Origin of the sequence: Actinocrinis sp. (assembly GCF_035938995.1) — a bacterium.
Lineage (GTDB): Bacteria > Actinomycetota > Actinomycetes > Streptomycetales > Catenulisporaceae > DASZGI01.
In genome coordinates, this window is record NZ_DASZGI010000382.1 from 12,011 (window position 1) to 31,925 (window position 19,915).

21 protein-coding genes and 1 tRNA gene are annotated in these 19,915 nt (G+C 69.3%); 15 read left to right on the forward strand and 7 right to left on the reverse strand.

All coding sequences use genetic code 11. The features are described from left to right. Window positions 1-11 precede the first annotated feature (11 nt). The 3 genes from VGZ32_RS26520 to VGZ32_RS26530 all read left to right on the forward strand — a co-directional run bounded on the left by VGZ32_RS26520 (window position 12) and on the right by VGZ32_RS26530 (window position 1,073). Window positions 12-85: transfer RNA gene (locus VGZ32_RS26520), tRNA-Gly, on the forward strand. A gap of 106 nt (window positions 86-191) precedes the next feature. Next, window positions 192-569: an MmcQ/YjbR family DNA-binding protein gene (locus tag VGZ32_RS26525; protein ID WP_326888942.1), complete on the forward strand. Its 378-nt coding sequence runs from the start codon at window positions 192-194 to the stop codon at window positions 567-569. 54 nt (window positions 570-623) lie between these two features. After that, the gene (locus tag VGZ32_RS26530; protein ID WP_326888943.1) at window positions 624-1,073 is read left to right on the forward strand and encodes a nitroreductase/quinone reductase family protein; all 450 of its coding nucleotides are present in this window, start codon (window positions 624-626) and stop codon (window positions 1,071-1,073) included. Here the strand turns inward: VGZ32_RS26530 and VGZ32_RS28945 are convergent. Next, window positions 955-1,332, reverse strand: coding sequence for a hypothetical protein (locus VGZ32_RS28945; protein WP_349263762.1), 378 nt, complete (start codon window positions 1,330-1,332; stop codon window positions 955-957). The genes VGZ32_RS26530 and VGZ32_RS28945 overlap by 119 nt on opposite strands. Before the next feature lie 94 nt (window positions 1,333-1,426). Between VGZ32_RS28945 and VGZ32_RS26535 the strand changes: the two genes are divergently transcribed. Then, on the forward strand, window positions 1,427-1,936 hold the full coding sequence (locus VGZ32_RS26535) for a hypothetical protein (protein ID WP_326888944.1): 510 nt from the start codon (window positions 1,427-1,429) through the stop codon (window positions 1,934-1,936). Window positions 1,937-1,988: 52 nt separating this feature from the next. Here VGZ32_RS26535 and VGZ32_RS26540 read toward each other — a convergent pair whose 3' ends face one another. Together VGZ32_RS26540 and VGZ32_RS26545 are read right to left on the reverse strand one after the other, a co-directional pair. Next, a complete protein-coding gene (locus VGZ32_RS26540) occupies window positions 1,989-2,636 on the reverse strand; it encodes an HAD family hydrolase (protein ID WP_326888945.1) in 648 nt (215 codons plus the stop codon). Next, window positions 2,633-3,214 (reverse strand): nitroreductase family protein, encoded by a 582-nt coding sequence (locus VGZ32_RS26545; protein WP_326888946.1) that lies wholly within the window; start codon window positions 3,212-3,214, stop codon window positions 2,633-2,635. Before VGZ32_RS26545 ends, VGZ32_RS26540 begins: the two co-directional genes overlap by 4 nt. 94 nt (window positions 3,215-3,308) lie before the next feature. Between VGZ32_RS26545 and purD the strand changes: the two genes are divergently transcribed. The 4 genes from purD to VGZ32_RS26565 all read left to right on the forward strand — a co-directional run bounded on the left by purD (window position 3,309) and on the right by VGZ32_RS26565 (window position 8,455). After that, window positions 3,309-4,571, forward strand: coding sequence for a phosphoribosylamine--glycine ligase (purD, locus tag VGZ32_RS26550; RefSeq protein ID WP_326888947.1), 1,263 nt, complete (start codon window positions 3,309-3,311; stop codon window positions 4,569-4,571). 285 nt (window positions 4,572-4,856) lie between these two features. Beyond that, window positions 4,857-6,077: a hypothetical protein gene (locus VGZ32_RS26555; protein WP_326888948.1), complete on the forward strand. Its 1,221-nt coding sequence runs from the start codon at window positions 4,857-4,859 to the stop codon at window positions 6,075-6,077. Between the two features lie 154 nt (window positions 6,078-6,231). Then, window positions 6,232-7,542, forward strand: coding sequence for an adenylosuccinate lyase (gene purB / locus VGZ32_RS26560; protein WP_326888949.1), 1,311 nt, complete (start codon window positions 6,232-6,234; stop codon window positions 7,540-7,542). A 1-nt stretch (window position 7,543) separates the two neighbouring features. After that, the gene (locus VGZ32_RS26565; RefSeq protein WP_326888950.1) at window positions 7,544-8,455 is read left to right on the forward strand and encodes a phosphoribosylaminoimidazolesuccinocarboxamide synthase; all 912 of its coding nucleotides are present in this window, start codon (window positions 7,544-7,546) and stop codon (window positions 8,453-8,455) included. Window positions 8,456-9,026: 571 nt separating this feature from the next. On the opposite strand, the gene VGZ32_RS26570 is transcribed toward VGZ32_RS26565, so the two are convergent. Next, window positions 9,027-10,448: a hypothetical protein gene (locus VGZ32_RS26570; protein WP_326888951.1), complete on the reverse strand. Its 1,422-nt coding sequence runs from the start codon at window positions 10,446-10,448 to the stop codon at window positions 9,027-9,029. Between the two features lie 489 nt (window positions 10,449-10,937). On the opposite strand from VGZ32_RS26570, the gene purS reads away from it, so the two are divergent. The 6 genes from purS (at window position 10,938) to purM (ending at window position 17,204) form a co-directional block, all read left to right on the forward strand. Next, a complete protein-coding gene (purS, locus tag VGZ32_RS26575) occupies window positions 10,938-11,183 on the forward strand; it encodes a phosphoribosylformylglycinamidine synthase subunit PurS (RefSeq protein WP_326888952.1) in 246 nt (81 codons plus the stop codon). Beyond that, on the forward strand, window positions 11,184-11,876 hold the full coding sequence (gene purQ / locus VGZ32_RS26580; protein WP_326888953.1) for a phosphoribosylformylglycinamidine synthase subunit PurQ: 693 nt from the start codon (window positions 11,184-11,186) through the stop codon (window positions 11,874-11,876). It abuts the gene before it with no gap. Next, on the forward strand, window positions 11,876-14,155 hold the full coding sequence (gene purL, locus VGZ32_RS26585; protein ID WP_326888954.1) for a phosphoribosylformylglycinamidine synthase subunit PurL: 2,280 nt from the start codon (window positions 11,876-11,878) through the stop codon (window positions 14,153-14,155). The genes purQ and purL overlap by 1 nt, the downstream gene beginning before the upstream one ends. Window positions 14,156-14,172: 17 nt before the next feature. After that, on the forward strand, window positions 14,173-14,502 hold the full coding sequence (locus VGZ32_RS26590) for a sterol carrier family protein (RefSeq protein WP_326888955.1): 330 nt from the start codon (window positions 14,173-14,175) through the stop codon (window positions 14,500-14,502). Between the two features lie 109 nt (window positions 14,503-14,611). Further along, on the forward strand, window positions 14,612-16,105 hold the full coding sequence (purF, locus tag VGZ32_RS26595) for an amidophosphoribosyltransferase (protein WP_326888956.1): 1,494 nt from the start codon (window positions 14,612-14,614) through the stop codon (window positions 16,103-16,105). Window positions 16,106-16,127: 22 nt separating this feature from the next. Further along, window positions 16,128-17,204 carry a phosphoribosylformylglycinamidine cyclo-ligase gene (purM, locus tag VGZ32_RS26600; RefSeq protein WP_326888957.1) on the forward strand — a complete coding sequence of 359 codons (1,077 nt, stop codon included), beginning with the start codon at window positions 16,128-16,130 and terminating at the stop codon, window positions 17,202-17,204. 91 nt (window positions 17,205-17,295) lie between these two features. On the opposite strand, the gene VGZ32_RS26605 is transcribed toward purM, so the two are convergent. Further along, on the reverse strand, window positions 17,296-17,565 hold the full coding sequence (locus VGZ32_RS26605; protein ID WP_326888958.1) for a DUF3073 domain-containing protein: 270 nt from the start codon (window positions 17,563-17,565) through the stop codon (window positions 17,296-17,298). 291 nt (window positions 17,566-17,856) lie between these two features. Then, the gene (locus VGZ32_RS26610; protein WP_326888959.1) at window positions 17,857-19,002 is read right to left on the reverse strand and encodes a Glu/Leu/Phe/Val family dehydrogenase; all 1,146 of its coding nucleotides are present in this window, start codon (window positions 19,000-19,002) and stop codon (window positions 17,857-17,859) included. A gap of 430 nt (window positions 19,003-19,432) precedes the next feature. Here VGZ32_RS26610 and bldC point away from each other — a divergent pair, with 430 nt between their 5' ends. Next, window positions 19,433-19,639: a developmental transcriptional regulator BldC gene (gene bldC / locus VGZ32_RS26615; RefSeq protein WP_326888960.1), complete on the forward strand. Its 207-nt coding sequence runs from the start codon at window positions 19,433-19,435 to the stop codon at window positions 19,637-19,639. Window positions 19,640-19,780: 141 nt separating this feature from the next. Here bldC and VGZ32_RS29145 read toward each other — a convergent pair. Continuing rightward, window positions 19,781-19,915, reverse strand: a 135-nt coding sequence (locus VGZ32_RS29145) for a DUF3418 domain-containing protein (protein ID WP_414642605.1), incomplete at its 5' end; no start/stop codon positions are given.

The window sequence follows — 19,915 nt, forward strand, 5'->3', positions numbered from 1 at the left end:
GATTCTCTCCTGCGGGTGTAGTTCAATGGCAGAACATCAGCTTCCCAAGCTGACAGCGCGGGTTCGATTCCCGTCACCCGCTCCAGAGCAGAGAAAGAGCCAGGTGAGGTAATTCCTCCCTGGCTTCTCGTTTTTGATACGTGCTGGGCGGCGTCCCGGCGCGTGTGGGCGGGGCAATGCAGAATGGGGCCGTGGACGCCGAGACCCTGAAGGCCGCCTGCCTGGAGCTGACCGGGGCGGTCGAGACCTTTCCGTTCAATCCCGAGACGTCGGTTTTCAAGGTCGGCGGCAAGATCTTCGCGATCAGCACCCTGGATGCCGTACCGCTCACGGTGAGTTTGAAGTGCGATCCCGACCTTGCGGTGCGGCTACGCGATCAGCATCCTGAGATCGTGGGCGGCTGGCACCTGAACAAGCGGCACTGGAACACGGTGCGGCTGGATGGCGCGCTGCCGGATTCATTCGTCCGGGAGATGGTCGAGGACTCATACGATCTGGTTGTCTTGTCACTGTCGCGCTCGGAGCAGCGCAGGCTGGACTGGGCCGGATTGCGGCGGCGTGACGGCTAAACCGATGGACCGAGTTCCATGACGTCGGCTGTGCAGAAGGGGAACAGAGACGTGATGAACGAGCGACAGACCTTCGACCGGCGGGTCGTCGATGACTTCCGGGCTCGTGGCAGGAAGACGGGCGGATCGTTCGCCGACTTCCCGCTTCTGGTGTTGCACCACACCGGGGCCAAGTCGGGCGCCGCGTATGTCTCGCCGCTGGCGTTCCTCCCGGACGGCGAGAACTGGGTCATCTTCGCGGCCAACGGCGCTCGGCCCACGCACCCGGGCTGGTATCACAACCTGCGCGCCGAACCGTCCGCGGTAGTCGAGGTCGAGGCCGGCACGTTCCGCGTGACGGCGCGCATCGCCGAGGGAAGCGAGCGCGAGGAACTGCGCGAGCGCTTCAGGGAAGTGTCGTGGCGATTCCGCGACTATGAGAAGGCGACGGTCGGCCGCGAGATCCCAGTCGTCGTGCTCGAACGCCTTGATGGGGACGGGGAAGGCGGAGCAGGCGCGCGCTAGGTCGCCTTGTGGCGGAGGTGGGCTGCAAGCCGATCCGCGCGGCGCCTTCGCACACCGCCTCCATCACGCCGCCATGGCCTCCGCACACGACGATCGCGCCGCGCAGCGCCAGCAGTGCCCCGACCTCCCGCGCCGAGTCGAGCTCGTCGGCCGACGCACGGCTAGGCCCGATCACCGCGATGTAGGGCGTCCCTGATCCCGTTGGCGTCATTGCTGTCGAACTCCTCGGTGCGTTTCCGCGGCTTTGGCGATGGGGCATGCGGTAAGCCGTTTACCGGCTCCTTACTTACCGCGGTCTTAGCCTCAACCGTCGAAGCTGGGGTTAAGAAACGGATCCGAAGGAGAGATGCACGATGATTACCCTGCGCAGGGCGGCTTTGGCCACGGCGGGAGTCGCCGCAGCCGGTGGACTGGTCTTCGGGGCAGCCTCCGCGTTCGCGGATTCGCCCAGCTCCACCCCTTCCGCATCTGCTACGCCCACAGGCAGCGCTGCGCCGGCCAAGCCTCACGCCACGAAGGACGGCGACACGCGCAAGGACGCTGCACAGAATCGTGCCCGTCTGTTCAAGCGCGGCGCGCACGGCCAGTCCACGATCAAGGACAAGACCGGCCAATGGGTCGTCCACGAGTGGCAGGTCGGCAAGGTCGGTTCCATCAACGGCAACAGCATTACCGTCACTGACGCTTCAGGCACCACTTGGACGTGGACTGTCGTCTCGACAGCTAAGGTGCACGTCTCTGGCAAGGTCGCGCAGCTGAGTGCGGTGAAGACCGGCGACACGATCCTGCTGACGGGGATTCAGACCGGCGGCGCCAATGACGCGCGCGCGGTCTTCGACCCCGATCAGTCCAAGCTCGGCTGACCGTCTCCACCGGTGAACGTGTGATGTGACGCCGCTTCGTCCGCGGGCTCGGTCAGATCGCGGCCAGCAGGTCGATCGCCTCGTCCACCGTCTCGCACACCCGGTCCGCCCACGGCCCCTCCTCGGGCTGCGGGTGGCCGTGCGGCAGCCAGATGGTGCGCAGCCCGGCCGCCGTGCCGCCGGCGATGTCCACGTCGAGGTTGTCGCCGACCATCCAGCCGTCGCAGCCCAGCTCGACGTCGAGCTTGTCCGCGGCGATCTCGAAGATGTGCGGGTCCGGCTTGCGCACACCGACGCTCTCCGAGACGAAGACCCCGTCCACTAGCGACCAGAGGTCCACCCGGTTGACCTTGGCCATCTGCACCGCGGTGGTGCCGTTCGTGATGACCGCGAGCTTCCATTCCTTGGCCCGCAACAGGCGCAGGCCTTCGGCGACGCTGTCTTCGAGCACGAAGTAGCTCGGGTAGGTCTCGGTGACCTCGTGGATGAGGCCGTCGACGCTGTCCGACAGTCCGAACTGCTTCTTGATCTGCCCCGCGTACGCCCGCCAGGTCGGCGCCGTGTGGTTCTTCACTTCGAACCAGTCGACCGCGGCCGGGTCGAGCCCGCGGTCGGCCACGAAGTCGCGCGCCCACGCCATGAGCGCGGCGGTCTGGTCGACGAGGGTGTTGTCGAGGTCGAAGAAGGCGAATCGGGTCACGCGGACCACGCGCCGTAGTGCACCAGGTCCTCGATCGGACGCCGCCTGGATCTCAGGTCGCGTTTCTCCGTCTCGCTGTCGTAGCCGACCGCGATCGCGCCGATCGGGTCATACTCCTCGGGCACGCCGAATGCCTCCTTGAACGCCCGCACCTGCGACGGGATGATTCCGAAATAGAGCGCCCCGAGACCTTCGTCGACCGCGGTCAGCAGCTGAAGCATCGCCGCCATGCCGGTGTCGATGTGCCAGAACGGCACCGGCCAGCGCGCTTCGTCCATGTCTGTCCAACCCTTGTCGGGTTGCGCATAACGCTCCAAATAGATGCGCTTGCACGAAAACGGGACGATGACCAGGGGGGCGGTACGGACCGAATCGCCGACCGCGTCCGATCCGTACATCCAGAACTTCTCCAGTTCCGTGCCGCGTAACACCAACCAGGCCTGACCTTGTGAAAAACCTGCGGAGGGCGCGCGCGTGCCGTTGCGCAGAATCCGTTGCAGGGCCTCCTCGGGCACCGGGCGGTCGGGATCGAATGTGCGAACCATCCGCCGAGCACTGATAGCGTCCTGCAACTCCATGGCGTTGACCTTATGCACCTGGAGAGAGGGTCCGTCAACCCCGCGCCCACCATCCGGACCGGGGGTCGTGCGCAGCCCCGCTAGGCTAGGCGGCGTGAAGATCCTGGTCATCGGTGGGGGCGGGCGCGAGCACGCGATCTGTCGCGCACTCGCTTCCGACACTTCTGTCACCGCGCTGTTCTGCGCCCCCGGCAATCCCGGCATCGCCGCGGTCGCCGAGCTGCGCGCGGTCGATCCGCTCGACCCGGACGCGGTCGCGGCGCTGGCCGTCGAGGTCGCCGCGGACCTGGTGGTCGTCGGACCGGAGGCTCCGCTGGTGGCCGGTGTGGGCGACGCGGTGCGTGCGGCCGGGATTCCGGTATTCGGTCCGTCACGGGCTGCGGCGCAGCTCGAAGGATCCAAAGCCTTCTCGAAGGACGTCATGGCGGCCGCGGGTGTGCCGACCGCTGAAGCTTTCGTCTGCACGACGCCTGAGGAAGCCGGGCGTGCCTTGGACGCATTCGGCCCGCCCTACGTCGTCAAGGACGACGCACTCGCCGCAGGGAAGGGCGTCGTCGTTACTACGGATCGTGATGCGGCGCTCGCGCATGCGAATGCTTGCAGCAGGGTCGTGATCGAGGAGTTCCTCGACGGCCCGGAGGTGTCTCTGTTTGCCATCACTGACGGCACGATCGTCGTGCCTCTCCAACCGGCGCAGGACTTCAAGCGCGTTGACGATGACGACACCGGGCCCAACACGGGTGGCATGGGTGCGTACTCGCCGCTGCCTTGGGCACCGGACGATTTGATCGACGAGGTGCTGGAGCACGTACTTCAGCCGACCGTGGACGAGCTGCGCAGGCGCGGCGCGCCGTTCGTCGGACTCCTCTACGCCGGACTGGCCCTGACGAAACGCGGCGTGCGCGTGATCGAGTTCAACGCGCGTTTCGGCGACCCCGAGGCCCAGGTCGTCCTGCCCCTGCTCAGCACGCCACTAGCCGGGCTGCTGCACGCTGCTGCCGTCGGAACGCTCGGCTCGATCGAACGGTTGAGGTGGCGCGACGCGGCGGCGGTGACCGTCGTGCTGGCGGCCGCTGGATACCCGGGCAAGCCGCGCGGCGGTGACCCGATCACCGGCATTGAGGCGGCCGAAGCGCTCGGCGCGGTCGTGTACCAGGCAGGCACTGCTTATAGAGCCGAGACGGAAACGCTCGTTTCGTCGGGCGGCCGGGTCCTCGCGGTCACCGCTTTGGGTGACGATCTCGCCGCTGCCCGCATGTCGGCATACCGTGCCCTGGCAGAAATCCGCCTGGCTGATGCGCACCACCGCACCGACATCGCCGCCCGCGCCGTGGCCGGAGCGATCGCCGTACCCTAGCGAATGGCGGCTGGTCCAGGACGCTCACCCGAACGAGCGGAAATCCCGTCCGCCCGGGTGCCCCGCAGCGGACCCCGGCGCTACGCTCCGAACGAGGGAGCGTATCCCACGCCCGTCCGTACCGGCGGCCGCAGGCGAACAGCCGAACTGGCCGTCGGCGCCGCGCCGGCCCGCCGTCCCGCCAGGAGGGCGATCCGCGTCCAGGATTCGGGGTGACCACGGTTGACCGCGGCATCCAGCAGCGCAGTCGTCCGGCAGGCGCGCGCGATCACGAGGATCTGCGCCGTGGCCGCCGGAAGCTGGATCGCGCTGGCCGTCGCGGTGTGCGCCGTCCTCGTGATCGTCCCGGCGACTCCTTACGGTCTCGTTCCCGCTGCCGTCGTGCTCGGCCTGTGCGCTTGGCCGTTAGTCCGCTTCCGCCGCATCGCGCCGCCGGCTTCGCCCACGGTCAGCCCGGCTTCCGGCAGCTGCGGTGAACTGATGCTCGCCGTCCGGCAGGTCACCGCCGCCCTCGGGGTGAGCGAACCCGCGACGATCGAGCTGTCCCCCGACTGCGACGCCTGGCTGGAACCGCGCCCGAACGGCCCCGTCCTCGTCATCGGTGCGCCTTTCCTCTGGTGGCTGCGGGTCAGCGAGCTGCGCGGGCTGCTCGCTCCGGTGCTCGCCGGCATGGACGCGGCGCACGACAGCTTGGTCGCGCGCGCTCGTCGGCTCATACGACGGCTCGACATAGCCGAGCGGCGCGGCTGCCCCCCATGGCCTAAGACAGTCGTCGCTACAGTCGCCGCGGCCTGCCGGATCCGCGCGGAGGCGATGGAGCGCGCGATCGGCGCGGCCGCGGCGGAGCGGGCCCGCGTCGTCGAGCCCGCCGGGCGGGTATACGCACATGAGCAGGCCGGTCTGGTAGCGGTCGGCTGGGATCGGCTGCTCACCCGGCTGGCGATGCCCGCTTGGAAGCGGGGCTACGCGCCGGAAACCCTGAATGCCGCGCTCGTCGCCGCCCTCACCGAACTCGGTCAGCGGGACCGGGTGGGCGTTGGCCTCGCCGACCGGCTTACCGAACGCCCCGCCTGCGATCTGCTCGACGAGCCGGGGGAGGTGGATCGCGCGGTCTCGGCCCTCGCGCCCGAGGTGTACCAGGGGAAGACGGTCGAGCAGGTGCTGCCCTGGTCCCGCTACGTGAAGCGGGTCGCGGAACCGGCGCTCAGGGCGGAAGCGGCGCAGGCCCCCGATCACCCGCTCATCTCGAAGGTGCGGTCCCTGCTGGAGGTCCCCGCGCAGACTCACGGATCCGGCGAACTCGCCGCCGGGCTGCGCGCCGTCGTGCAGTGCGGCCTGGTGGACCGTGGTGACGCGGTCTGGGACGTCGACTGGCTCGACGGCGTCATCCTGCGCGACCGCGCCGGGCTGGTGGTCCCGATCGACGAACTTGTCCACGGGCTGCTCGACAATGCCGACTTCGCGGCCGTGCGCGACTGGGTCGGCTACGCCACCGGCCTGCGTTGATAGCCCTGAACCAAGAAACCCGCGCCCTGTTATCCACAGGAGTTATCCACAGCCCTTACGTCTCGACCCCTGCCGTTCGCCCGTCTCGTGGAGAATGGACTACGGGCGGGCCAGGTCTGTCCCGCCGAAACCGCTTGATAAGGAGCAGTTCGCCGTGATCGGACGGTACACCCTCCCCGACATGGGCCGCGTGTGGAGCGAGGCCCACAAATTCCAGCTGTGGTGCCGGGTCGAGACCCTGGTGATGGAGGCGCACGTCGCGGCTGGCGTCGTGCCCGCGTCCGCGCTCGAGGCGGTGCGGCGGGCCCCCGCGCCGACTCCGGAGGCGGTGGCCGAGATCGAGGCGGTCACCCAGCACGACGTCATCGCCTTCCTGTCCGCCTGGGCCGACAACACCGAGCCGCGCGACGCCGCCGCGTACGTGCATTTCGGCATGACCTCGTCCGACCTGCTGGACACGGCGCTGGCGCTTCAGCTGGTCGAAGCCACCGACATCCTGCTGGAGAAGGCGGACCGGCTGGTCGGCGTGCTGCGCGACCACGCCCTCGAACATCGGGCCACGCTGCGCGTCGGGCGCACTCACGGCATCCACGGCGAGCCTGACGTCTGGGGCCACCGGGTCGCCGACTTCGCCTTCGCGGTCGCCCGCTCGCGCGACCGGATCCGCGCGGCCCGCTCGGCCGCCGGCGTCATGGCGATCTCCGGAGCGGTGGGTACGTACTCGAACATCGATCCGGCGGTCGAGCGCTACGTGGCCGGGAAGCTCGGCCTGAAGGCGGCGGACGTCTCGACCCAGGTGGTCATCCGGGACGGGATCTCCGAGTGGGTGTCCGCGCTCGCGATCATGGCGACCGTGCTGGAGGCGATCGCCCTCGAGGTGCGGCACGGCCAGCGCACCGAGGTGCGTGAGCTCTGGGAGCCTTTCGGCAAGGGCCAGAAGGGCTCGTCGGCGATGCCGCACAAGAAGAACCCGATCATGTCCGAGCGGCTGGCGGGCATGGCGAGGATCGTGCGTGCGCAGATCGTGCCGGTGATGGAGGGGATCCCGCTCTGGCACGAGCGCGACATCTCGCACTCCTCCACCGAGCGCATCGCCCTTCCCGACGCCTCGATCGCACTCGACTACATGCTCAACCTGACCATCCGGCTGATGAGCGGACTGGTGGTCGACGCCGACCGGATGCGGGCCAACCTCGAGTCCACCGGTGGTCTGATCTACACCTCGGCGGTCCTGCTCGAGTTGGTGGAGATGGGACTGGCCCGGGACACCGAGGCGTACCCGCTCACCCAGCGCGCGGCGATGAAGACGTGGGAGACCGGGCGCCCCTTCCGCGAAACGCTGCGCGAAGAGGCCGAGGTGGCAGGTCTGAAGATCGACGAGGCCCGGTTGGACGAGGTCTTCCGGCCCGAGTGGTATGTGCGAAACCTGTCCGGGATGTTCGAGCGGCTGGCGGAGCTGAGCTGACATGGCCGTGACGTCCTTCTCCGGAGCGACCCACCTCGGTTCCGGCAAGATCCGCGAGCTCTACGGAGTCCGCGATACCCACGGTGTGGAGCGCCTGCTGCTCGTCGCCTCCGACCGGATCTCCGCCTACGACCACGTTCTGCAGACCCCGATCCCGGACAAGGGCAGGGTCCTGACGCAGCTGTCGCTGTGGTGGTTCGAACGCCTGGCGGATCTCGTGCCCAACCATGTCGTCACGGCCGACCCGCTCCAGTACCCCGAAGCACTCGCCCCGCACGCGGATGAACTTCGCGGCCGCTCGATGCTGTGCGAGAAGCTGGACATGATCGCGGTCGAGTGCGTGGCGCGCGGCTACTTGGCCGGCTCGGGCCTCGCCGAATACCGGGTGTCGGGGACCGTATGCGGAATCCCGCTGCCCGGTGGCCTGCTCGACGGTTCCGGGCTTCCCGAGCCGATCTTCACCCCGGCAGCGAAGGCACAGGTCGGCGAGCACGACGAGAACATCGGCTTCGACGAAGTGGTCTCCCGCGTCGGCGCCGAACGGGCGGCCGCGCTTCGTGACCTGACGCTCGGGGTCTATCGTGCCGCCCGCGACATCGCCCTCGAACGCGGGATCATCCTGGCCGACACCAAGTTCGAGTTCGGCGCCCGACCCGATGGCACGCTCGTCCTCGCCGACGAGGTGCTGACCCCGGATTCGTCGCGCTTCTGGCCGGTCGACGGCTGGGAGCCCGGCCACGCACAGCCGTCCTTCGACAAGCAGTTCGTGCGCGACTGGCTGACCTCACCGGCGTCCGGCTGGGATCCGAAGTCCGACCAGCCGCCGCCCCCGCTGCCCGACGAGATCATCGAGCGTACCCGCGACCGCTACATAGAGGTGTACGAGCGCCTGACCAGCCGCACGTTCCAGTAGCTGCGCAGCATGCCGCGTACCTCGGCGGGCATGGCGGCGGCGTACGCGCCCGGGTCCCACACGGCGCCAGGATCCTCGGCGTCCTCGGAGTAAGCGCCAAGAGCGGCTGAGCGACTGGGCAGCGGTACCGTCCGTGGCTGGTGGCTGGTGGCTGGTGGCTGGTGGCTGGTGGGCGACCGGCGGCTGGCGACACGGGCACGGCACTGTACGTGCTCGGACAGCACGGCACCGTCCGTGCCCGGGCCGCGCGGCGCTGCGAACGCGCATTGAATGCGTTCGATGCGGCTTGCGTCGTCGAGGACGACGCGTTCGCTGGAGGGAAAGGGCGTCGTCGTCACTTCAGAACGCGGCGCGGGGCGGTATCCGACTTGGTCGGATACCGCCCCGCCGCTGTCACATGCAGTGTTGCCCGCGCTGTGCCTTGGGGTTGCCCGCGCTGTGCCTTAAGGCACCAGCACAGCGCTCAGGACCAGCAGGGTCCATACGTCCAGCGTGGTGCTTTAGGGCTGGCGTGGTGCTTTAGGGCTGGCGTGGTGCCTTAGGCCAGTGCAGTGCCTAAGAGGTGATGGCCCTAAGAGGTGATGCGCACCGGCGCCACGTTGTTCGTCCAGACGGTGTCGTACACATCCGGCCCGGTGGGGGTTCCGCCGTTCGAGCCGTGGTAGACGAACACCTGGCCCTCACCGGTCGCTCCGGTCGCCGAGACCTGCAGCGTGAAGGTGACCTTTGCTGACGTCGAGTACCTGAGGATCTGCGCCATGCTGCACACGTAGGCCCCGTTGTTCGCGAGGAAGCAGTTCGATGGCACCGCGGTGACCGTCGTCCCAGGCGGGGGAGTGAACTGGAGGTCGGCGGCATCGGCGAGCGCCGGCCCGAAGTCTTCCGTCCCCGGACCGTTGTTGTGCACGCCCACCGTGACGTTCACGGTCGAACCCTTTGGCGCCTCGACCTTGGCGCCGATCGCCGCGAGGTCCGTCGAGACCCCGTTGGACGCCTGGTAGACCAGGTTGTTCCAGCCGTCATACGGGTCGATGTTCGTCTGGGTGACGTGGACGGGCGTGGTGGTCGGCGTCCCCGGACCGCTCGTCTTCGTCAGGACCAGCGGATCTTCGGTGCCCGGAACCCACTTCAGGGTGCTGTCCACGGCCGTGGGCGGCTGGTAACCCGGGACGATGTCCGCCGAGAAGATGGACTCGAAGTCGTGGATCGTGTCTGGCCGCACGGTGAACCGCTGCGTGTTCTCCAACGTATAGGCGTCGCCGGGAGTGATGACGTTCGGGAAGTAGCAGCTCGCGAAGAGCAAGCTGCCGTATGAGTAGTGGTTCGCGGCGTACTCGCAGTTCCGCGCCAGGCCGTAGAACGGGAATTCATAGGCGGAGTTGAAGACGATCGTCACGCCCTCGGCGCTGGCGCTGCCGTCGTTCGTGACAGTCAACTTCGGCGTGGAGACCTTGCTCTTCAGCGCGACCGGCACTGGCGGAGGACTCCCGTAGGGGGCGTACCCGGAGCCGGTCATGTCGGGGCCGTCGGCGAGGGTGACGTTCTGCGGGATTGAGACCGGCGCGACGCCATCCGCCGATCCGGTCAGCGTGTACTGCCCGACCTGGCTCACCTGTGCGCCCGCCACCGGGCTCACGTGGATCTGCACGGTCGGGGACGGGATGGCGATGTAGTCGGTGATGTTGACCGCGCCGAAGTCGCAGGTGATCACCGTGCCCGACGTCGTGCAGGCCGGGTTCGACGTGGAGATCGTCGCCATACCGGCCAGCCCGGAGAAGTCGATGGCCAGCGTCACGTTCGTGGCCGTTCCCGTCGGGCTGGTGCTCGTCTCCACATTGAGCCCGGCCGTGAGGTCCTTGCCGATGCCCGAAACGCCGAGGGTGGTGTCGCTGCCGAAGACGCTGATGGAGATTGGGTTCGAGTCCGCGCGGGCCGGAGCGGCCGCGAGGCCTCCGGAAACCGTCGCGACCGCGGTGAGCGCAGCCACGCCCATGCGGCGTGCGCTCAGGAACTGTGTGAGTGGCAAAGTGCCCCCGATCTCGTTGAATGTGTCGGGAGGCGCCCAAAAGATGATGTTGCCCCCCGGTCCCCGCACCCGCCGACCCGCTGACGCCGAACCCCGGTCGTGAGTGCCGCCCCAACAAGTAGCACGGTTGGCACTTCTGCGCGAGGGGTTATGTCACGACGTTGAAACCAGAGCGCGCGATGCGATCCTGCGCACCGGCAATGTTCGTGAGGTTTGTGCGCGGTGTGGGAGCGCGACCGACGGCGCGCACGGTCGATACCCGCGGCGCAGGTTCGCACCGAAGCCTGCGCCCCGTCCCCGGCCCGCTCTGAATCCCCGCCCCAAACCCTTGAGGGGGAACCGTGCCCACCCAACTCTCGCCGTGCCGGGGCAGGGCTGCGCTCCAGGTAGGCTAGGGCGTACCGCCAACAGCCGACCGCACGCGGACGTGCGCGGTCAGACACTTGGAGTGCTCATATGGCACGCGTCGTGGTCGATGTCATGCTCAAGCCCGAGATCCTCGACCCGCAGGGGCAGGCCGTCCAGCGCGCGCTGCCCCGCCTGGGCTTCGACGGGGTCGTCGACGTCCGCCAGGGCAAGCGCTTCGAGGTGGAGCTGGACGGTCCGGCCGACGAGGCCGCGCTCGCCCGGGTCCGCGAGATGGCCGAGAAGCTGCTCGCCAACACGGTCATCGAAGAGTTCGACGTCAGGGTGGAGGCGTAGGTGGCCCCCGCGATCGGCGTCGTCACCTTCCCCGGTTCCCAGGACGATCAGGACGCACTGCGCGCCGTCCGCCTCTCCGGTGCCTCGGCGGTCCCGCTCTGGCACCGCGACCCCGACTTGCACGGCGTGGACGCGGTCGTCCTGCCCGGCGGCTTCTCCTACGGCGACTACCTGCGGGCTGGCGCGATCGCCCGCTTCTCCCCGGTGATGGAGTCGGTCATCGCCGGCGCCCGGGATGGTCTTCCCGTGCTCGGCATCTGCAACGGCTTCCAGGTGCTGTGCGAGTCGCACCTGCTGCCCGGCGCGCTGATCCGCAACGGGGGCATGCTCTTCGTCAACCGGGACGAGCGGCTGCGTGTGGAATCGGCCTCGACCGTCTGGACCGCCGACTACGCGCCCGGCCAGGAGATCGTCATCCCGATCAAGAACGGCGAGGGCCGCTACACCGCCGACGAGCGCACCCTGGACGCGCTCGAGGCCGAAGGGCGCGTCATCGCCCGCTACCTGGACAACCCCAACGGCTCGGCCCGCGACATCGCCGGGATCGCCAACGCCGAGGGCAACGTCGTCGGCCTCATGCCGCACCCCGAGCACGCCGTCGAGGAGCTGACGGGCCCTTACCCGGGCCCGGCCACCGACGGCCTGCCCTTCTTCACCTCGATCCTCAAGCACCTGGTGAGCGTGAGCGCCTGATGTCTGACCCGTCCCCCGCGACCGTGGCACACACGGTGGACAGCGTCGAGAACGCCGCGGCCACCCCCGACGTCGAGCAGCCGTACGAGGCCCTCGGCGTGAAGCCGGACGAGTACGCCCGCATCAGGGACCTGCTGGGGCGCCGTCCGACCTCGTCCGAACTGGCGATGTACTCGGTCATGTGGTCCGAGCACTGCTCCTACAAGTCCTCGAAGATCCACCTCAAGCAGTTCGGCGAGAAGGCCCCCGACGTCGACTTCCTGCTCGTCGGCCCCGGCGAGAACGCGGGCGTGGTGGACGTCGGCGGCGATCTCGCGGTCACCTTCAAGATCGAGTCGCACAACCACCCGTCCTACGTCGAGCCGTATCAGGGCGCCGCGACCGGCGTCGGCGGCATCGTGCGCGACATCCTCACGATGGGCGCCCGGCCGATCGCCGTGATGGACCCGCTGCGCTTCGGCCCGGCCGACGCCCCCGACACCCACCGCGTCCTGCCCGGCGTGGTGCGCGGCATCGGCGGATACGGCAACTCGCTCGGCCTGCCCAACATCGGCGGCGAGGTTGTCTTCGACGCCTGTTACGCAGGCAACCCGCTCGTCAACGCGCTGGCGGTCGGCGTGATGCGCAAGAGTGAGATCAAGCTCGCCCAAGCGCACGGCCCGGGCAACAAGGTCGTCCTGTTCGGCGCGCGCACCGGTGGCGACGGCATCGGCGGCGCCTCGGTCCTGGCCTCCGCGACCTTCGACGAGGACAAGCCCGCCAAGCGCCCCTCGGTCCAGGTTGGCGACCCCTTCATGGAGAAGGTCCTGATCGAGTGCTGCCTCGAGATCTTCGCCGAAGATCTCGTGGTCGGCATCCAGGACCTCGGCGCGGCCGGACTTTCCTGCGCCACCACGGAGCTGGCCGCCGCGGGCACCGGAGGCATGGACGTCCAGCTCGACCTGGCCCCGCTGCGCGACGCGACGCTCGTGCCCGAGGAAATCCTCATGAGCGAGTCGCAGGAGCGCATGATGGCCGTGGTCACCCCGGCCAACGTGGCGCGGTTCTTCGAGCTCTGCGAGAAGTGGGACGTCACCGCGACGGTCATCGGCACCGTGACCGAAACCGGCCGCCTGCGCATGACCTGGCACGGCGCGACCATCGTGGACGTCGACCCGAAGACCCTCGCCCACCAGGGACCGGTCTACGAGCGCCCGTACCACCGGCCCTCCTGGCAGGACGCGCTCCAGGCCGCCACTCCGGACACGCTCAGCCGCCCCAAGACCGGCGACGAGCTGCGCGAGACCGTCCTCAAGCTGGCCGCCGGCCCCAACCTCGCCGACAAGAGCTGGGTGGTCCAGCAGTACGACCACCGGGTGCGCGGCAACACCGTCCTGGCCCACGGCGAGGACTCCGGCATGCTCCGCCTCGACGAGTCCACCGGCCTCGGCGTCGCGCTCGCCACCGACGGAAACGGCCGCTACACCAAGCTCGACCCTTACTCCGGCGCCCAGCTCGCCCTCGCCGAGGCGTACCGCAACGTCGCGGCGACCGGCGCCCGCCCGCTCGCCGTCACCGACTGCCTCAACTTCGGCTCCCCCGAGGACCCCGCGGTGATGTGGCAGTTCGCCGAGGCCACCCGCGGCCTCGCCGACGCCTGCCAGATCCTCGGCACCCCGGTCACCGGCGGCAATGTCTCCTTCTACAACCAGACCGGCGAAGCCGCCATCCATCCGACCCCGATCGTCGGCGTGCTCGGCGTCATCGACGACGTCACCCGCCGCACCCGCAGCGCCTTCACCGGCGAGGGCGACATCCTGCTCCTGCTCGGCGACACCCGGGACGAGTTCGGCGGCTCCGAGTGGGCCCACCAGGTGCACGGACATCTCGGCGGCCTGCCCCCGAAGGTGGACCTGGAGCGCGAACGCCTGCTCGCTGAGGTCCTGATCGCCGGGTCGCGCGACGGGATGCTCTCCGCCGCGCACGACCTGTCCGACGGCGGCCTCATCCAGGCGGTGGTCGAGTCGGCGCTGCGCGGCGACATGGGTGTCCGCATCGTGCTGCCCGGCGACCTTGATCCCTTCGTCGCCCTCTTCTCCGAGTCAGCGGGCCGCGCGGTCGTGGCGCTGCCCCGCAGCGAGGAGCTCCGGTTCACCGACATGTGCCGGTTCCGTGGTCTGCCGGTGGCCCGCATCGGCGTGGTCGACGGTGGCGCGGTCGAGGTCCAGGGCCAGTTCTCGATTCCCCTCGGCGAACTGCGAGAGGCCCACACCGGCACCTTCCCCGCCCTGTTCGGCTGACCAGCCGGGACACGCCCATGGACGCCAAGGAACTGAGCGCCGCCCGCGCCGGACTCGAACCCGGCGACCGGGCGGCGCTCGGCGCCCTGGTCAAGGCCAGCCTCAAAGCCTTCGCCGAGAAGGCTCCCGGCCGCAGTGTCGAGCTGCGCGTGCCGCCCTTCGCCGCCGTCCAGTGCGTCGAGGGCCCCCGCCACACCCGCGGCACGCCCCCCAACGTGGTCGAGATGGACGCGGACACCTGGTTCGCCCTCGCTCTCGGCGATCTCGCCTGGCCCGACGCGGTCGCCGACGGCCGCATCGACGCCAGCGGTCCCCGCAGCGACCTGAGCGACTACCTCCCGCTCTGATCCGCGCGCGCACCGTATCGGACGAGCACCGTATCTGACGAGCCGTAATAAACACCGTCGTGTGATCATCCGAGCGGCTGATGACAAGGCATGGCGTAAGCTGGGTGACGTGACTCGCCCTGACGGACGTCTCTCCCACGAAATTCTCCCCAACGAAAAGGGCCCGCAGGACGCTTGCGGGGTCTTCGGCGTGTGGGCTCCCGGGGAGGAGGTGGCGAAGCTCGCCTACTTCGGCCTCTACGCCCTCCAACACCGGGGGCAGGAATCCGCCGGAATCGCGGTCTCGAACGGCTCGCAGATCCTGGTCTACAAGGACATGGGGCTGGTCTCACAGGTCTTCGACGAGTCGACGCTGGGATCGCTGCTAGGGCACATCGCCGTCGGGCACACCCGCTACTCCACGACCGGCTCCTCGGTCTGGGAGAACGCCCAGCCGACCTTCCGCGCCAGCGGGCACGGCGCGCTCGCCCTGGGCCACAACGGCAACCTCACCAACACCGCCGAGCTGGCCCGGCTGGTCTCCGAGGCCCGCGCCAACGGCGACCTGGTCGGCAAGGACCGCGGCGCCACCTCGGACAGCGACCTGATGACCGAGCTGCTGGCCATCCAGACCGGTCGGCCGCTCGAGGAGTCCGCGGCCGACATCCTGCCCCGGCTGCGTGGCGCCTTCTCGCTGGTGTTCATGGACGAGACCGCGCTCTACGCCGCCCGCGACCCGCAGGGCATCCGGCCGCTGGTGCTCGGCCGCCTCGAGCGCGGCTGGGTGGTCGCCAGCGAGACGGCCGCCCTGGACATCGTCGGCGCCACCCAGGTGCGCGAGGTCGAGCCGGGCGAACTGATCACCATCGACGAGAACGGCCTGCGCTCGCAGCGCTTCGCCGTCCCCGAGCCCAAGGGCTGCGTCTTCGAGTACGTCTACCTCGCCCGCCCGGACACCACCATCGCCGGACGCTCGGTCAACGCCGCCCGGGTCGAGATGGGGCGGCGGCTGGCCCGCGAGCACCCGGTCGAGGCCGACCTGGTCATCCCGACCCCCGAATCCGGCACCCCGGCGGCCATCGGATACGCCGAGCAGTCCGCCATCCCGTACGGCCAGGGCCTGGTCAAGAACGCGTACGTGGGCCGCACCTTCATCCAGCCCAGCCAGACCATCCGACAGCTCGGCATCCGGCTCAAGCTCAACCCGCTGCGCGAGGTCATCGAGGGCAAGCGGCTGGTGGTGGTCGACGACTCGATCGTGCGCGGCAACACCCAGCGCGCCCTGGTGCGGATGCTGCGCGAGGCGGGCGCGCGCGAGGTGCACGTGCGGATCTCTTCGCCGCCGGTCAAGTGGCCCTGTTTCTACGGCATCGACTTCGCCACCCGCGCCGAGCTGATCGCCAACGGGCTGAGCATCGAGGAGATCGCCGCCTCGCTGGGCGCCGACTCGCTCGGCTACATCTCCCTCGAGGGCATGATCGAGGCCACCACCATCCCGGGCGACCGGCTCTGCCGCGCCTGCTTCGACGGCGTCTACCCGGTCGAGCTGCCCGACCCCGAACAGCTGGGCAAGCACCTGCTCGAGGTGCCCGCCGAGGCCGCCTCGGCGCTGGCGCGTCCGTGACGACGAGAGAGTCAGGCACCCTGTGAGCGAGACTCCAGCGACGCCCGCGACGTATGCGGCCGCCGGCGTCGACATCGAGGCGGGCGACCGCGCGGTCGAGCTGATGAAGACCTGGGTCGCCAAGGCCACCCGGCCCGAGGTGGTCGGCGGGCTCGGCGGCTTCGCAGGGCTCTTTGACGCTTCTCGGCTGACCGGTTACCGGCGCCCGCTGCTGGCCACCTCCACCGACGGCGTCGGCACGAAGGTCGCGCTCGCCCAGAAGACCGGCGTCCACCACACCATCGGCTTCGACCTGGTCGGGATGGTGGTCGACGACCTGGTGGTCTGCGGGGCCGAGCCGTTGTTCATGACCGACTACATCGCCACCGGCAAGGTCGTGCCGGAGCGGATCGCCGCGATCGTGCAGGGCATCGCCGAAGCGTGCGTCCAGGCCGGCTGCGCGCTGGTCGGCGGGGAGACCGCCGAGCACCCCGGACTGCTGGGCCCCGAGGAGTACGACGTGGCCGGCGCGGCGACCGGCGTGGTCGAGGCCGACGCGCTGCTCGGCCCGGACCGGGTGCGCGAGGGCGACGCGGTGCTCGCGCTGGCCTCCTCCGGCCTGCACTCGAACGGATATTCGCTGGTGCGCCACGTCCTGCTGGACCGGGCCGGCTGGAGTCTGGACCGGGAAGTGCCGGAGTTCGGCCGCGCGCTCGGCGCCGAGCTGCTGGAACCGACCAGGATCTACGCGCTCGCCTGCCTGGAGCTGGCCCGCAGGGTCGAGATCCACGCCTATGCGCACATCACCGGCGGAGGCCTCACGGCGAACCTGGCCCGGGTGATCCCGCCCGGACTGCACGCCCGGCTGGAGCGCTCCACCTGGCGACCGGCGCCGGTGTTCGACCTGGTCGGCGCGGTCGGCGGGGTTCCGGGCGAGGAACTGGAGCGCACCCTGAACATGGGTGTCGGCATGGTCGCGGTGGTTCCGGCACGCCTCGCCGACGCCACGCTCGCCGAGCTGCGCGCCCTGGACCAAGACGCCTGGCTGCTCGGCGCGATCGAGAAGGGGTCCGACCCGGCGAAGGGTACGGCGGAACTGATCGGCTCGTACGCCACCTGACCCGAAGGCTATGCCACGCGGACGAGGGCGGGATGACGCGACAAAGGCGCCCGGCGCGGTGAAGCGCCCGGGCGCCTAAGGGATGAACCGGTCAGCGCGAGCGATGCCCGTTGGCGCCGTGGCTCCCATTGTTGCGGGAGCTGTAAGAATCCCCGTCTTCGTCGTCTTCTTCCTCGTCCTCGTCTTGATCCGCCCACGCTGCGTACGGGTCGTCGAGGTCATCACGGTCCTCGGCGCCGTTGCGCTGCGAATCACTGACGCCCAGTTCAGACCGCAGACGATCCAGGTCAGTCCCGCCGCTGCTGTACTTCAGCTGGCGGGCGACCTTGGTCTGCTTGGCCTTGGCCCGGCCGCGCCCCATTGGCTCGACCCCCTCAACGACGGGGCGCCTCGGCCCCGGGTCTCGACACACGATCAACGACACAGTCACTTACGCGACCGGTGCCTCGGTGGGGATCGCGGGACCGGTCACAAAGTCAAAGGTACCTGGTTCTCCGCTGGATCGGTACGGCACTCGGCCCGCGATTTGAATCAGCGCAGAAGGGATACCTCGCACGAGGATACAGTGCCCGCCGCCCTCTGGTCGATTTGGCCTCGCGGCGCGGACGCGCGGCCGGAGGCCCCGGCCGCGCGCCGTCGTCTCACCTGTCGGTCACGGCCGTCCCGGCAGCAGGACCGACCGCAGCCGCGAGACATTGCGCATCCGAGCCTCGGCCAGTCGGTCGGCCGCCACCGCCGGCGGCACCCCCTCCTCGCCGGCCAGGCGCAGGATCTCGCACATGGTGTCGAAGATCCCCTCGGCCCGCTTGCGCGCGCGTTCGAACGAGAAGCCGCCGTGTCCGAGGTTCGCCGCCTCGTCGCCGACCTGGATCACCCCGCCGGCGTTGACGAGGTAGTCGGGGGCGTAGAGCACGCCGCGGTCGGCCAGCGCCTTCTCGATGCCGGGGTGCGCGAGCTGGTTGTTCGCCGCGCCGCAGACCACGGAGGCGGCCAGCGCCGCGACCGTCTCGTCGTCGAGCGCCCCGCCCATCGCGCACGGGGCGTAGATGTCGATCGGGCCGCGGATGAGCTCCTCCACCGCGTCGGTGACGCGCACGTCGGGGTGGGTGCGCCGGACCCAGTCGAGGGCCGCGCCGTTCACGTCGGTGACCGTGACCTCGGCCCCGTCCTCGAGCAGGTGGGTGATCAGGTGGCGGCCGACCTTGCCGACTCCGGCGACACCGACGCGGCGGCCGGACAGCGACGGGCCGTCCCAGAGCGCCTCGGCACACGCCCGCATGCCCTGGAACACGCCGAACGCGGTGAGGATGGAGGAGTCGCCGGCCCCGCCGTACTCGGGCGAACGGCCGGTCACGAAGTCGCACTCGCGTGCGACGACGTCCATGTCGGAAACATACGTGCCTACGTCGCACGCGGTGTAGTAGCGTCCGCCCAGAGATTGGACGAAGCGGCCATAGGCGCGCAGGAGGGGCTCGGTCTTGTCCTTGGCCGGGTCACCGATGATCACCGCCTTGCCGCCGCCCAGATCCAGTCCGGCCAGCGCGTTCTTGTACGCCATGCCGCGGGCCAGGTTCAGCACGTCGGCCAGGGCATCGGCCTCGGTCGGGTACGGATGGAAGCGGGTGCCGCCGAGCGCGGGCCCGAGCGCCGTGGAGTGGATCGCGATGATCGCCCGCAGGCCGCTCGGCTCGTCGTGGCAGTAAACGACCTGTTCCGGGCCACCGGACTGGAACGGCGAGGGACCGGACGGGAAGAGAGGCGAGGGGACCGTAGCGCTTGTGGCGTCATGGTTGGTCACTGCTGTCAGACTCCTTTTCGAGTGAGCAGTTCAAGCCTGCGCACAGCGTAGAGCCGAGCGGACGGCTGAGAGCGCAGGGGTGTTCCCCGGAACGCGATGATCCATCTATCGTGTCGGATACGCGAAAAGTGCGGCCGTATCGGCCGTGTGGAGACAGCCGCCACCGCGTGTGACGAGACGTCACACCGTCACTACTGTCCGCAATGGGCGGTGTCGTGCGATTCGTAGAAGTTGCACGTCCTGTGTATCGATTTCATAGACTTCGCCGCCAAACCGCGCTGGATGGTGTAGTTCTAGTTCTTGAACGACAAGACGTTCGTCCGATCACCGACACGCCCATCGAGGTTCATCGCGGGCATGACGGGCCATCGGGGAGGATCCAGTACGAATCGGGCCGCGAGGAGCGGCCCGTTCTTGGAGGAGGCCGTTCATGACCGCGCGTACGCCCGAGGCGGAACCGCTGCTCACTCCGGCGGAGGTCGCCACGATGTTCCGGGTGGACCCGAAGACGGTCACCCGCTGGGCGAAGGCCGGCAAGCTCACCTCGATCCGCACGCTCGGCGGGCACCGCCGTTACCGTGAGGCCGAGGTTCGGGCACTGCTGGCCGGCATCCCCGCGCAGCGTTCCGACGCATAGTCGGGGCGAGACGGGGAGGCTGGCGGGTTCGCCGTAATACGGGAAAACCGGCTCGCGCGGCAGTTGCCGCGCGAGTCTTTCGGCGCACTGGGTTTCTGCCATGCCGGACGGGGATGATCTGCTCCTGACGCCTGAGCCCGCTCAGGCCTTGGCTTCGAGCGCCTTGCGCACCCGCTTTTCCGAGATCGGGTATGCCGTGCCCATCTGTTGGGCGAAGAGGCTGACCCTCAGTTCCTCTAGCATCCATCGAGCCTGCCGCAAGTCGGGTCCAGGTCG